Source organism: Methylocystis silviterrae, from assembly GCF_013350005.1.
Lineage (GTDB): Bacteria > Pseudomonadota > Alphaproteobacteria > Rhizobiales > Beijerinckiaceae > Methylocystis > Methylocystis silviterrae.
In genome coordinates, this window is sequence record NZ_JABVWW010000003.1 from 77,256 (window position 1) to 89,366 (window position 12,111).

The following is a 12,111-nucleotide window of genomic DNA, read 5'->3' on the forward strand; positions in this document are numbered from 1 at the left end:
GCGAACTCGCGCGTCGAGGAGCACAAATTTGTCGCCTTCCCTGAACTTGACCGACCGCGGGAGCGAAGGCGTAATAGGCAAGAAGTTCACCATTCTCGACGATTACGGGACGCGCGCGGTCCAGCGATTGGTTTTAGGGATGTAGACTTGGGCGGCTGATCGGCGTTTCGCCGCAAGTCGCGCGGGTTGATCAATCAGCTGGCGAATGGCGCCGAGCGGGATCAGTCGAGGCGCCGGTCGTTGCTTTTCGGTATCCAGCATCCAACGGCGTACGGGGATCGTTCTCCATCAACTTGCATGCGACGTCCCCGAGCCGACGCGCAAAGCCTTCCAATGAGTATCTCTCTTCGTATAGCGCGCGCGTATCGCTCGCCACCGTATCGCTTCGTTCGCTCATGGCGCGACACTTGACCATGGCGGCGGCGAATTCACTGGCGTCATTCGCAATATAGACGTTGCGAAGCCGTGACGGATCGATCTCCATGCCCCTGAACGCCTTCGACGTCGCGATGACCGGAAGTCCGCTGGACAGAGCTTCCACGGTCTTGATTGAAAGGCCGTGCCCTTCTCTTGTTGGGAGGAGAATGAGAGCTGCGTCGGCGTAGGCGGCGTCTTTATCGGCTATCCTGCCGCGGAAAAGATTGCGATGTTTTTCATACAACGGCCTGTCACGCCTTTTCACGCCATCGGCGATGTCGCCAAAAATCGAAATCGACATTTCAGGAACATGCGGCACAATATATTTTAGAAACCATCGGACGCTGATGTAGTTGGCGGCGTTGTCGCCAGCGACAAAAATAGCCCGATCGCCATTGGGGGGGGCAGCCACGGGGGCTATCGACGGATAGATCAGTTTGTGACGAGACTGAGGCAGCAGCTCGCCGAACGTCGCATACTCTTCCGAATTCAAGTGAATGCATAGGTCGGCGCGCTCGATCCATTCGAGTTCGATCGCGAGCATGCTGTTGTAGCGAACATGCGGCGGAATGCTAAACCCAGCGCGATTGCGTAGCTCGTACTGCCGAGCCTGAATGTCGTGAGTGTCTAGCACGACGGGAATGCGGCGCCTTTCACGCATTCTTTCGACGAAGGGCATTACGAAGAAATGGTTGGCGTGGATCAGGTCAATGGCGCCCGTATCGAGCGCTTCGGGCAGAGGCGCGCGCTTCACGAGCTCGACGAGCCAGGTTGCGTGGTCGCCATGGATCAAGGGCAACCAACCGTCCTTTAGGAGCGCTGTCTTGAAGAGGTCCGCGATCGTGGCGGACGATTCATATCTCTCGTCGGCCGCGAGGTCCCGACTATGCAACCTGTAGTTCTTCCAGCGCTCGCCATGGCCAATCGAGGGCGTGACATCGTCCATAAGCGCAACGGAGAGCACGCGCGCTCCAAGTTTCTTATAGGCCTTTATTTGGCTAGCGATGACCTGGTGCGTTCCGCAGGAATGCCACGCAGGATGCACGACTGCGACGGTTTTTCCCGATAGCGCGGCGCGGCCCAAAGCTGATTGATGTATCGTCATCCCGTTGACCCCTTTGGGTCCTCAAGGTCGGATTGCCTGGAGACATTTATTTGCTCAGTTTGTTTCGTTTTGTTTCGAGTTCAGCTTTGGCCAGCGACACCCTCGCGATCAGGCCGCCGCCGGTCCGCTCATCCAACGTGAGGCGTCCGCCGTGAGCTTCCACGATCCCGCGGGCGATCGCCAAGCCCAGCCCGAAGCCCGCGTTTGCGTTCGAGGACGCGCCGACGTCTCCTCGCTCGAAAGGCTCTAGCATCGATTCCCTCTTTTCCTGGGGGATGCCCGGACCCCTGTCGACGACCTCGACAACCGCTGCGTCATCGCTTTCCCACAGCCGAACCTCGGGGCTTTCCCCGTATTTTACGGCATTGTCTATGAGGTTGGAGAACGCGCGTTCCAAATCGTCTGGACTGCCCAGAACGCTTAAGTGATCGACTCCGTCGTAACGTGCGTCGGCGCCCATATCGCCGAACTGATCGACAACCGCCTGCAACAGGCTCGCCAGATCCAGCGTCACGACTTCCTGCTGGAAACCGCCGCGCAAGTAGTCCAGGCAGCCGCGGACCATCGCCTCCATCTGGTCGAGGTCACGCAGTAGTTTCACTTTCGTGTCGCTGCTTTCGATGTATTCGGCGCGAAGACGCATGCGCGTAATCGGCGTTCGAAGGTCATGGCTAACGGACGTCAGCATCCGCGTTCGTTGGGAGGCCATCTCCGCGATGCGACGCTGCATGCGATTGAAGGCCCGCGTCGCCTTACGGACCTCTTCGGGACCTGTCTCCTGCAACTGCGCCGGGATACTGTCGAGTCCGAAGGACTCCACAGCCTTGGCGAAGTTGGTGAGCGGACGCGTGAGCGACAACGCGGCCCATAAGGAGAAGACGAACAAACTGATCGCGATGAAGCCGACGGTGACGATCGCGAATCGAGGAAATCCGAGAGGCCGGGCAGGAGCGTCGAGCAGGAATTGCTGACCGTCGTGCAACGACCCGCTAAATCGCTTGTCGTCATCGTGCGCTCCGATCTCGACCCCGACGGGAAGGCGAGACCGGAAATAAACTGGCTGGCCCCCGTCGCGCGCGGCGACTCCCGGCTCTGAGAGCGCGACGTGAAACCCCGGAAGGTTTGCGTTAAAGGCTGTGGCGATGGCTGGCCTTTCCGCTGCGGAAGCGGCGTCCAGCGCCGTCAGGGCCGCCACGACGACGGAGGCGCTCAGGTCCCGAGGGTGGCCGGGAGCGGGTTCAGACAAGAAAAGGATCGTCGTTACCGCCGCGTGGAACAGGCCGACGCATAGGAGGAGGAGAAGTCCCAGCTGCACATTGATGTTTCGGAGCGCAGACGTTTTCAATGAATGCTGACTTTCGCCGTGAACGTGTAGCCCATCGAGCGGATCGTCTGAATGAGCGTCGGGTCTCGCGGGTCATTCTCGATCTTTTGACGAAGCCGGCTGATTAGGATGTCCACGCTCCGCTCGGTCGTGGACGACGCCTTCAGCTCGTCGCGCGAGAATATTTTTCCGGGATTACGGCAGAGCGTCAGCAGCAGGTCGAATTCCGCGCTGGTCAGAATCACCCTTACGCCGGTCGGGCCCAACAGGCGCCGTGTGGAAGAGTCCAGGAGGAATCCAGAAAACCTATAGACGCTAATGTTCTGGGACGACTCAAGATCCGGGGCAGTCCGCCGGAGGACGGCCCCGATGCGCGCGAGCAGTTCACGCGGAACGAAGGGTTTGACCAGATAATCGTCGGCCCCGAGTTCGATTCCAAGTATCCGGTCAGTGTCTTCGCCGCGCGCGGTCAGCATGATCAATGGGGGGCTTCCCGAATTCCGCAAGCGCATGCAGATGGAAAATCCATCCTCATCGGGAAGGTTGACGTCGAGCACGATGAGATCGACCCGCTCCCTCGCGAGAACCTCGTCCATCTGTCTGCCGTCACGGGCGAGCATCACCTTAAACCCGTTGTCGCTGAGATATTTCGATAAGAGCGATCGAATATCCTCGTCGTCCTCTACAACGAGGATCCATCGTCTATCGGCGGCGCTTGATGCGAGTTCGTTCAAGGTCGGGAGTTCATCCACTCGCGGCTCCGAGCCAGCGGCGAGTTCCGAACCTAGGGTTCGGCACAGCTGTGTCGAGATTTTGGCGCGTTTGTTTCATTTTGTCGCGTGCAAGGCAGCCTATTACAGCCTCCAATCGAACGCCATCCCGCCACCTCACGCCCGGAGGCAGTCTGAATTCGAACGAACGCTGGCGTCGCTCAAGGAGCCGGCTTCAAAAATAAGAGCCGGCTTCAAAAATAACTTCAGGATAGAACCGTAGCAAAAAATCTCGGTAATGATGAATTACATATAAGATAACGCCTCTCGGCAAAGCATCTCGCCATTCAGTGCTGCTTCCACAGCGATAGTGCGACGAGAGATCTATCACGCCCTGTTGCCGGCCGGTCATCGCAGCAAACGAAAACCTATCAGGATCGGGCATTGATGCATTTCTTAAGACCTCCGTTCGAGACATTTCGCGAAAGAAGTTTGCTGCGTTTGCGGTCATGTCCTCCATGCGCAACGTAACGATTCGTGAGTCGTCGTAATTCCACGCGATCATGTCGTACAAAGGACCGTTGGTCTCCGGCTGAAAGTGACTCGATTCCAGAAATGACAAGGTCAAGGCCATGCCGACGTCTTTGTCGACTTCACTTAAAACATTCCTCTGACGAGCCAGGAAGTCCCATCCATCAATCGGATGTGTTCGGAGGTGGGAGTAGTATGCGGAGACGATTACACTCATGGGATTTCTTATCACATGCATGCACTGCATGTTCGCAGATATATGGTTGTTTATGCCAGAATAGTCAGCATTCAGCGCGACAATGACATCATTGCCGGAGTTGAGCGCCATTTCCATAGTATATCCTGACTCTGGGCATTGACGTCCCCACGGGATCGCGATGTATTTAAAATTATTCTCGCGGCAAATATCCATAACTATCGATGTTAGCCAGATCGATGCGCACTTGTGGTGCGTAAATAATGCAAGTTTTTTGCGTTTGTTTAGCAAATAACGAATGCGATTGGCGATATGAAAAGCATTTATCACTTTAGTCTCTGACGCCTAGCAGAACAGTTTTAGTGCTCGCGGCTTGGCCGGGCAGGTGGACGCTCGAATATTCCGCACGGGAGTGTCGAGATTTCGGCTGGCCGGTTTCATTTTGTTTCTGACAGTCGGGCCTATCTGTATTTCGTAAGATAAATCACGGGTTTAATTTGGGGCATGACTTGCCGAGATTGAGTTCGCCCGCCGCCCGCCGGCCGGCTGCAATCTCGCGGTTGGCGCTTGTGAAGCCATTCACCTGCAGAGAAGCGTTGGCTCACGACAGCCGCCGATCTTCTTCAATCGCCTACGCGATTGAGGCAGACGATTTCCCTTGATAATAGTCAGGTAAGCGACCTTAGCCGACTCGCTGGGCTAGCCTGCTTGCAGAGCCTTTCGCTTAATAATTCGCCGGTAGGCGACCTTGGGGAGGTGTGTGTTGAACGCGCCGAGCGAGCGGCCGCATTGGAGGAAACTCTCGGGCAGCAAGGCGTCTTGTATGTAAGCACATAAAGAAATCTTTATATCTTTATTGCCTTTCTCGACCGCCCCTGCTATAGGCTGGTCCCGAGCCGCTGGGCTGGACCAGCGGCGGGAATTCGGTTGAGCCGTTCCTTGGCGCGTCATTCCCGGCAGGCAGCGGGCCGGACCGGGAATCCAGAGCCGACGCAGAAACGACGGTTTTGCTCTGGATTCCTGATCGCGCTTCGCGCGTCGGGAATGACATTCGAGACCAAGCCGCGCAAAAGAAACAGAAGGATTTCGCATGACCGCACATCACTTTAACGATTTCGCCGTCACCGACCTTTCGCTGGCCGAATGGGGCCGCAAGGAAATCGCCATCGCCGAGACGGAAATGCCGGGCCTGATGGCGACCCGCGCCGAATATGGCCCGTCGCAGCCGCTGAAAGGCGCGCGCGTCGCCGGCTCGCTGCACATGACCATCCAGACGGCCGTGCTGATCGAGACTTTGAAGGCGCTCGGCGCCGATGTGCGCTGGGCCTCCTGCAACATCTATTCGACGCAGGACCACGCAGCCGCCGCCATCGCCGCGACCGGCACGCCGGTCTTCGCCAAGAAGGGCGAGAGCCTCGAAGACTATTGGGATTACACCCACAAGATCTTCGAATGGGGCGACGGCGGCTGCCCGAACATGATCCTCGACGACGGCGGCGACGCCACGCTCCTCATTCATCTGGGCCTGCGCGCCGAGCAGGGCGACGTCGCCTTCCTCGAAACCGCTTCGAATGAAGAAGAAGAGGTTCTCTACGCCTCGATCAAGAAGCGCCTGAAAGCCAATCCGGGCTTCTACAAGCGCAACGCTGAGGCGATCAAAGGCGTCACCGAAGAGACGACGACGGGCGTGCATCGCCTTTATGTCATGCACAAGGAGGGTAAGCTCCTCTGGCCGGCGATCAACGTCAACGACTCGGTGACGAAGTCGAAATTCGACAATCTCTATGGCTGCCGCGAGTCGCTCGTTGATGGCGTGCGCCGCGCCACCGACGTGATGATGGCCGGCAAGGTCGCCGTCATCGCCGGCTATGGCGACGTGGGCAAAGGCTCGGCCGCTTCGCTGCGCAACGCCGGTTGCCGCGTGCTCGTCACCGAAATCGACCCGATCTGCGCCCTGCAGGCGGCGATGGAAGGTTATGAAGTCACGACGATGGAAGACGCCGCGCCGCGCGGCGACATCTTCTGCACGGCGACCGGCAATGTCGACGTCATCACCGTCGACCATATGCGCGCCATGAAGGACCGCGCCATCGTCTGCAACATCGGCCATTTCGACTCGGAGATTCAGGTCGCTGGCCTGAAGAACCTGAAGTGGCACAATGTGAAGCCGCAGGTCGACGAGATCGAGTTTGCGGACGGCAAGCGCATCCTGCTGCTCGCCGAAGGCCGCCTCGTGAACCTCGGCTGCGCGACGGGCCATCCGTCTTTCGTGATGTCGGCGTCCTTCACCAATCAGACGCTGGCGCAGATCGAGCTGTGGACCAAGCAGGGCCAGTATCCGGTCGGCGTCTACACGCTGCCCAAGCACCTGGACGAGAAGGTCGCCTCGCTGCATCTCGACAAGATCGGCGTGAAGCTGACGCAGATGACCGACGAGCAGGCCAAATATCTGAACCTGCCGAAGAACGGCCCGTTCAAGCCGGACCATTACCGCTACTGACCCGGTTCAGGTATTCGCCGATTTGCGGCCTCGCTCCCTGCCTGGAGCGAGGCCGTCTTTTAAGAGGCCTGCGAGCAAGGCAATCGGTTGAAGGCTGGGCGTTGCGCATCCTTCCCCTGGACGGGGACCCCGCGAAGTGGGGTCGGACGGGTAAAAGTTTGCTCAAAGGCGTGGTCCGCAGCAAAGTTTACGCAGGCTGCGTAAATTTGCCTGCGTCCGCCGACCTCCCCGCACGCGGGAGGTATCACGCGCCAAACGCTGGGGATCGAAGTTCGCCCGAACGCCCCGCACATTCGCTCTTCAAAGATTCCGTTTTGGGCAATTGCGCTTTAGATTGGGGTTGATTCGTGTGCGGCGCGCCAGGCGACGGACGGAGCCCTCCGTCTTCCTGTCGTCGGAGCCGATCCGCATCCTGCGCTCGGCAGGCTGCGTCCGCGTTCTGCAAGAACCGTTTACGGCGTTGTTGTGATGAGCACCCGCAATTGACCGTGGAGACCGGCTTTCATGACGCGCCAATTCGATCGCTTGCAAGCGGAGTCGTCCTCGCAATGACGAGACGGCGGCGCGCGATCAACCACTCTGGCGCTCCTCCCTTTGTCGGCGCTTCCCTCGGGTCTTTGCTTTTATGGCTCGAGGCGACGCCGGCGCGCGCGGCAGGCTTCCTCGAGGATCTGGCGATCGATCCGCAGATCGTCAGCTTCGCCTTTAGCGGCGGACTGGCGATTTTCGCCGCGGCCATCGTCACGACGCATGTGCGCGAACGCGCCGCCTGGCGTCGCCGCGAAGCCGCGTTGAGCGTCGAACTCGACGACGCTCGCGCCCAGCTCGGCCGGGCAAAAACCTTCCTCGCCTCCGAGCCGCAGATCTTCGTCGCCTGGACCACGCCCGACGCCGAGCCCGATATCCATTCTTCATCTCTGATCATGACCGGGGCTGTCGCCGCGCCGCGCCGCATATTGAGCTTTGGCGCCTGGCTTGTGCCCAAAGACGCTCAGGCGCTCGAAAGCGCCGTCGACCGTCTGCGAAAGAGCGGCGAAAGCTTCCGCTTGGCGCTTGCCGGCGTCGCCGGTCGGCATTTTGACGCCGACGGCCGGGCGGTTGGCGGCAGCGTCGTGTTGCGTATCCGTGAAGTCTCCGGCGACCGGTTGGAGCTGATCGGCCTTCGCGAGCGCTACGCGTCGGCGCAATCTGAACTCTCCGGTCTGCGCGCGATGCTTCAGGCGCTGCCCGCGCCATTTTGGATACGCGACGACGCGGGCGAACTCGTCTTCGTCAACGACGCTTATGCGCAGGCGGTCGAAGCGAAGAATCCCGAGGACGCCCTCGCCCGCAAACTGGAGTTGCTCGACCAGTCGGCCCGCAGCGCCGCTGAGGACGCGCGCGCCAAAAACAGCGTCTGGCGCGAGCGCGTCAACGCCGTCGTCGCGGGCGCGCGCCATCGGCTCGACGTCACACAGGCCTCCGCCGCGGGCGCCGCCGCCGCCATCGCGATCGATCGTCATGAGGTCGAGACGGTGCGCGCCGATCTTGAACAGCAGATGCAATCGCATGTGCGCACGCTCGATCAGCTGCCGACGGCGGTCGCGAGCTTCGATCGCGCGCGGCGCCTGATGTACAGCAACGACGCTTACGCCAAGCTGTGGCAGCTTGACCCCAGGTTCCTCGAGCAACGGCCGACGGACGGACAGATTCTCGACCGTCTGCGCGCCGAGCAGCGCGTGCCCGTTGAGTCGGATTACAGGGCGTGGAAGGAGCGGCTGTTCGAAGCCTATCGCTCGCCAGAGCCCATACGTCACACGTGGCATCTGCCGGATGGCCGCATCATCGACGTCGTCGCGCATCCGAACCCCAAAGGCGGCGTCACCTATCTTTATGACGACGCCACTAAGGCTTACGATCTCCAGACGCGCTTCAACGCGCTTGCCCGCATGCAGAGCGAAACGCTCGAGACGCTGCATGAGGGCGTGGCGGTTTTCGGTTCCGACGGGCGTTTGAAGTTCAGCAATCCCGCCTTCGCCCATCTGTGGCGGCTCGATCCCGAGGAGCTTACGAAGCGGCCGCGCTTCGACGCGCTCGCCGCGAAATGCCGCGCGCTGCACGCCACAGAGGAGACATGGGGGGCGTTGCAGGGCTTTGTCACCGGTCTCAATGAACTGCGCGAAGGCTTCACCCGGCGCATCGAACGCAGCGACGGCGTCGTCTTGGACTGTACGGCGCAGTCGTTGCTCGACGGCGCGGCGCTCCTCACCTTCGTCGACGTTTCCGCCGACGTGAATGTCGAGCGCGCGCTGACGGACCGCAACAAGGCGCTGCTCGCCGCCGAAAAGCTGCGCAATGACTTCATCCATCACGTCAGTTATGAGCTGCGCTCGCCGCTCAACAACATCAACGGCTTCGTGCATCTCCTCGGAGAGGACTCGACCGGCCCGCTCAATCCGCGCCAGCGCGAATATCTTGGCTATGTCAACAAATCCTCCGCGGCGCTGCTCGCCATCGTCGACGATATTCTCGATCTGGCGACCATCGACGAAGATGCGCTGGAGCTTGAAGTTTCCGAGGTCGACGTCGAGGCGACGATGCGCGCGGCGATCGAAGGCGTGCAGGATCGGCTCGCCGAAAATTCGATCGACGTGCAGATCGTCGCCATGGACGATGTCGGAACGTTCCGCGGCGACGCCAAACGCGTGCGCCAGATCCTGTTCAATCTTCTTTCGAACGCCATCGGCTTTTCGCGTCCGGGGCAGACGGTGACGCTTGCCGTGTTGCGGCGCGAGACCGAAATCGTCTTCAAAGTCACGGATCGCGGCCGCGGCATTTCGCCGGAAATCCTCGAACGCATCTTCGATCGCTTTGAGTCGCACACTGCCGGTTCCCGCCACCGCGGCGTCGGGCTCGGCCTTTCCATCGTGCGCGCCTTGATGGAGCTGCATGGCGGCAGGGTCTTGATTGATTCCGCCCCTGGCGAAGGCACGACCGTGACCTGCATCTTTCCGGCGCATGCCGCGCATGAAGAGGCGCGTCTCCTCGCGGCGAGCGCTGGAGGCGCAGAATGAGCGAGGAGGCGGCGCCGAAATTGGTCTGGCGCCTCGATGTCGCCAGCGAAGCCGAGACGATCGAACTGGCGCAAGAACTTTCGACGCTCGTTCGCAACGGCGACGCCGTCATGCTTTCTGGCGATCTCGGCGCCGGCAAGACCACATTCGCGCGCGCGATGATCCGCGCTTTGGTCAAAGACCCGCGGCTCGAGGCGCCGAGCCCGACCTTCACGCTGATGCAAGTCTATGAGGGCGCAGGCAATCGCGTCGTCCACGCCGACTTCTATCGGCTGGAGAAAACGGCGGAGCTTGAGGGATTAGGCTGGGAGGAGGCGACCGAAGACGCGATCGTGCTTGTCGAATGGGCCGAACGTGCGCGCGAAGCGCTCTCGCCCGATCGTCTCGAAGTGCGCTTGAGTTTCGTCGATGGCGATAATCGCGAGGCGCGTCGGCTCACCATTTCCGGCTATGGCGGCTTCGTGTCGCGCCTCGCGTCCTTCAAGGCGCTGCGCGAACTTCTGCGCAAGGCGGGCTGGGCCCACGCCAGGCGCCGCTTCCTGCAGGGTGACGCCTCGACGCGCGCCTATGAGCGGCTCGAAAAGGAAAATGGACAGCGCGCGATTCTGATGATCTCGCCGGCGCGGCCGGACGGACCGCCGATCCGTTTCGGCAAATCCTACAGCGCCATCGCGCGCCTCGCCGAAAACGTCGTTCCTTTCGTCGCCATGTCTCAGGGGCTGCGCGGCCTGGGGCTCTCGGCTCCGGAAGTCTACGCCAGAGATGTCGACGCCGGCTTGCTGATCATCGAGGACCTTGGCGGCGAGGGCGTCGTCGACGAGAGCGGCCCGATCGTCGACCGCTATCTCGAAGCGGCGGGCGCGCTCGCCTATCTTCACGCGCAGAGCCTGCCGGATGTGATCGCGGTCGAAGGCGGCGGCGATTACCGCATCCCGCCCTATGACCTCGACGCGTTGCTGATCGAAGTGGAATTGCTCGTCGACTGGTATCTCACGCGCCAGAAGACGTCGGTCTCGTCCGGCGCCAAGGCCATCTTTCTCAATCTTTGGCGCCAGGCGCTTGTCGATGTCGCGAGCGCCGCGCCGACATGGACGCCCACATGGACTCTGAGAGACTATCATTCTCCCAATCTTTTGTGGCTCGCGCAGCGCAATGGGCTGGCGCGGATCGGCATCCTCGATTTCCAGGACTGTGTGCTCGGCCATCCCGCCTATGACGTCGCTTCGCTGGGGCAGGACGCCCGCGTCGACGTGCCCGACGATTTGGAGTTGAAGCTCCTCGCCCATTACGCCAAACTGCGCCGCGACGCCGACTCCGCTTTCGACATGGCCGCTTTCGCCAAGGCTTATGCGATCCTGGCGGCGCAGCGCGCGACAAAGATCCTGGGGATTTTCGCGCGGCTGGATCAGCGCGACGGCAAGCCGCAATATCTCGCGCATCTTCCGCGCGTTGAATCCTATCTCAAAAAGAGCCTCCGCCATCCGGCGCTGGCCGACATCAGGGCGTGGTATGAGGCCAACATCCCCGGCTTGTTTCGCGACGCCTGAGAACCCAGCGCTCGCGCCTGCGCCGAGCGTCGCCATGGTGTTCGCCGCCGGGCTTGGCGCGCGCATGCGGCCGATCACCGAAACGACGCCAAAGCCGCTCGTTTCGGTCGCTGGCCGCACCCTGCTCGACCGCGCGCTCGACGAATTCGAGAACGCCGGCGTCGAACTTGCCATCGTCAACGTCCATCATCTCGCCGATCAGATCGAAACGCATCTCGCGAGCCGCGTCCGACCGCGAGTCGTCATTTCTGACGAACGCGCGCTGCTGCTGGATCAAGGCGGCGGGATCAAGAAGGCGCTTCCCCTGATCGGAGACGATCCATTTTTCGTTTGCAACACCGACGCGTTCTGGATCGACGCGGCGCGCTCAAATGTCCGAACGCTTGCGGAAGCCTTTGACCCCGAAATGATGGACGCGGCGCTCCTGCTCGCGCCGACATCGGGAAGCGTCGGAATCGACTGGGGCGGCGATTTCGATCTGGACGCTGAAGGGCGCATTATTCGCCGCGATGGCCAGAAACCTTTTGTGTATACCGGCGTGGGCCTCATGAAGCCGCAGCTCTTCGCCGGCGTCGCGGATGATGTCTTCAAGCTCGCGCCCTTCTTCTTCGAGGCCGCGCGCAAGGGACGGCTCTATGGCGTCGTCTCCAGCGGTCTTTGGCTTCACGTCGGCACGGTCGCAGCCATTGCGGACGCCGAACGTGCGATCGCCCTGCGCCAGGGCTGAG

Annotated in this window: 8 protein-coding genes; 4 read left to right on the plus strand and 4 right to left on the minus strand. The window is 60.9% G+C overall.

The window, feature by feature from the left end:
* Positions 1-190: 190 nt before the first annotated feature.
* The 4 genes from HUN39_RS04015 to HUN39_RS04030 all read right to left on the minus strand — a co-directional run bounded on the left by HUN39_RS04015 (position 191) and on the right by HUN39_RS04030 (position 4,421).
* Entirely contained in the window at positions 191-1,522 is a 1,332-nt protein-coding gene (locus HUN39_RS04015) for a glycosyltransferase (RefSeq protein ID WP_232365902.1), read from the minus strand.
* A 46-nt stretch (positions 1,523-1,568) separates the two neighbouring features.
* Positions 1,569-2,408 carry an ATP-binding protein gene (locus tag HUN39_RS19135; RefSeq protein WP_232365903.1) on the minus strand — a complete coding sequence of 280 codons (840 nt, stop codon included), beginning with the start codon at positions 2,406-2,408 and terminating at the stop codon, positions 1,569-1,571.
* Between the two features lie 455 nt (positions 2,409-2,863).
* Positions 2,864-3,598 carry a response regulator gene (locus HUN39_RS04025; RefSeq protein ID WP_175093214.1) on the minus strand — a complete coding sequence of 245 codons (735 nt, stop codon included), beginning with the start codon at positions 3,596-3,598 and terminating at the stop codon, positions 2,864-2,866.
* Between the two features lie 193 nt (positions 3,599-3,791).
* Positions 3,792-4,421: a hypothetical protein gene (locus HUN39_RS04030; RefSeq protein ID WP_232365904.1), complete on the minus strand. Its 630-nt coding sequence runs from the start codon at positions 4,419-4,421 to the stop codon at positions 3,792-3,794.
* Positions 4,422-5,373: 952 nt separating this feature from the next.
* On the opposite strand from HUN39_RS04030, the gene ahcY reads away from it, so the two are divergent.
* From ahcY to HUN39_RS04050, 4 genes are all read left to right on the plus strand, one after another.
* Positions 5,374-6,783: an adenosylhomocysteinase gene (gene ahcY / locus HUN39_RS04035; protein WP_175093215.1), complete on the plus strand. Its 1,410-nt coding sequence runs from the start codon at positions 5,374-5,376 to the stop codon at positions 6,781-6,783.
* Positions 6,784-7,331: 548 nt separating this feature from the next.
* Positions 7,332-9,836 (plus strand): PAS domain-containing sensor histidine kinase, encoded by a 2,505-nt coding sequence (locus tag HUN39_RS04040; protein ID WP_175093216.1) that lies wholly within the window; start codon positions 7,332-7,334, stop codon positions 9,834-9,836.
* A complete protein-coding gene (tsaE, locus tag HUN39_RS04045; protein WP_175093217.1) occupies positions 9,833-11,383 on the plus strand; it encodes a tRNA (adenosine(37)-N6)-threonylcarbamoyltransferase complex ATPase subunit type 1 TsaE in 1,551 nt (516 codons plus the stop codon). The genes HUN39_RS04040 and tsaE overlap by 4 nt, the downstream gene beginning before the upstream one ends.
* A 34-nt stretch (positions 11,384-11,417) precedes the next feature.
* Entirely contained in the window at positions 11,418-12,110 is a 693-nt protein-coding gene (locus tag HUN39_RS04050) for a nucleotidyltransferase family protein (RefSeq protein WP_175093218.1), read from the plus strand.
* Position 12,111: the final 1 nt, after the last annotated feature.